The 2,061-nt window shown below is 66.6% G+C and carries 3 protein-coding genes; all 3 read right to left on the bottom strand.

Annotated elements, in window-relative coordinates; translation table 11 throughout:
* Positions 1 to 797: kynureninase (gene kynU / locus AB4Y84_RS20020; RefSeq protein ID WP_442250763.1), on the bottom strand; the 797-nt coding region annotated here is incomplete at its 3' end.
* Between the two features lie 167 nt (positions 798 to 964).
* On the bottom strand, positions 965 to 1,486 hold the full coding sequence (locus tag AB4Y84_RS20025; protein ID WP_442244324.1) for a 3-hydroxyanthranilate 3,4-dioxygenase: 522 nt from the start codon (positions 1,484 to 1,486) through the stop codon (positions 965 to 967).
* A gap of 22 nt (positions 1,487 to 1,508) precedes the next feature.
* Positions 1,509 to 2,061 (bottom strand): carbonic anhydrase (locus AB4Y84_RS20030; RefSeq protein ID WP_442250764.1); only part of this gene is annotated, 553 nt, incomplete at its 5' end.

The following is a 2,061-nucleotide window of genomic DNA, read 5'->3' on the forward strand; positions in this document are numbered from 1 at the left end:
GTGTCGCGATGATGGCGCTCGTGCACGAAGGCACCGGCCACTGCGCCGGGGCCGCTGTTGAGGTACTTGTAGTGGCACCACACGGCAAAATCCGGCGCGATGTCATGCAGGCGCAGCGGCAGGTTGCCGACCGAGTGCGCCAGGTCGAAGCCGATGCGTGCGCCCTGCAGGCGTGCGGCGCGGGTGATCGCATCGAGGTCGAAGGCCTGGCCGCTGCGGTATTGCACACCGGGCCACAGCACCAGCGCCAGGCGCGGACCGTGCGCGGCGATCGCGCGTTCGATGGCGGCCATCGAGATCGTGCCGTTGGCTTCATCCGGCTGCACTTCCACCAGGCAGTCGGCCGGGTCGAAGCCATGGAAGCGGATCTGTGCTTCCACCGCATGGCGGTCGGTCGGGAACGCGCCGGCTTCCATCAGGATCACCGGGCGTTCGGCCGTGGGCCGGTAGAAGCTGACCATCATCAGGTGCAGGTTCACGCTCAGCGTGTTCATTGCCACCACTTCGCTGGGCAGCGCGCCGACCACGCGGGCCAGCTGTGCGCTGACCAGGCGGTGATACGACAGCCATTGGGTCGGCCCGGTGAAGTGGCCTTCCACCGCCAGTTCGCCCCACTGCTTCATCACTTCCTGCACCGCAGCCTGCGCGCCGCGCGGCTGCAGGCCCAACGAGTTGCCGACGAAGTAGGTCTGCTCACCGCCACCGTGGCGCGGAATCAGGAATTCCTGCCGCAGCGGCCGCAGCGGATCGGCGGCATCAAGGGCAATGGCGTGGGTGCGGCTGAGCAGGTCGGACATGGTCGGGCAACAGGCTGCAACGGGGTTGYCAGTGTAGCGCCTGGGGCATCACCCGGTAGCTGCGCACCCAGCGCCAGCGCCGCATGATCCGGTAGTGGCCAACCTTGGTTGGCGCACGTGCGAACAAGCGCCCACCAAGGTGGGCATCTACCGGGGGCGGAGCGCCGTCAGTCCGCCGCTGGCGCCGGCAACGGATCCACGTGGCCGCACTCGCTGCAGGTGCGCAGTTCCAGGCTGGCCTGGTAGCGCGCGAACACCTTCGGCAGGTCGGTCTCGATGTTCTGCAGCGTGAAGTACTCTTCGTACAGCTTGTGGTTGCAGCGCTCGCAATGCCAGATCACGCCATCGCGTTCATGCGGCAGGCGCTTGCGCTCGACCACCAAGCCGATGCCACCGGGCGGGCGCCGCGGTGAGTGCGGCACCTGGCCCGGAAGCAGGAAGATTTCGCCGGCACGGATCGGGATATCGCGCACCGCGCCATCCTCCTGCACCTTCAGCACCATCTCGCCTTCCAGCTGGTAGAACCACTCCGGGCCTTCGTCGTAGTGGAAATCGGTGCGGCTGTTCGGCCCGCCGACCACCATCACGATGAAATCGCCGTTGTCGATCATCTTGTTGCCGACCGGCGGCTTCAACAGATGCCGGTTTTCCTCGATCCAGCCCAGCAGGTTGATGGGGGAGGCAAGCATGGGGGGTGTCCGTAAGGGAGGGTCAGTCGCGCCGGCCGCGGCGCGGAACGTAGGACAGGGCCTTCTCGTAGGCCGGCTGCAGTTCTTCAGGTGCGCCCACGTCGATGCCCATTTCGCGCACGCGGCCGTCCTTCAGGCTGTACACCCAGCCGTGCACCATCAGCTTCTGGCCGCGGGCCCAGGCGTCCTGCACGATCGTCGAGCGGCAGGCGTTGACCACCTGCTCGATCACGTTCAGTTCGCACAGGCGGGCATGCTTCAGCTCCGGCTCCTCGATCGCATCCATGATCGCGGCGTGCTTCTGTGCCACGTCACCGACATGGCGCAGCCAGTTGTCGGCCAGGCCCACCCGCGTGTTGTTCAGGCTGGCGTGCACGCCACCGCAGCCGTAATGGCCAACGATCAGGATGTGCTTCACCTTCAGCTGGTCCACGGCGTACTGGATCACGCTCAGGCAGTTCAGGTCGGTATGCACCACCACGTTGGCCACGTTGCGATGCACGAACACCTCACCCGGGGCCATGCCGATGATCTGGTTGGCCGGCACGCGCGAGTCGGAACAGCCGATCCACAGG

The organism is Stenotrophomonas sp. 2YAF22, from assembly GCF_052114665.1.
Classification (GTDB): domain Bacteria; phylum Pseudomonadota; class Gammaproteobacteria; order Xanthomonadales; family Xanthomonadaceae; genus Stenotrophomonas; species Stenotrophomonas indicatrix.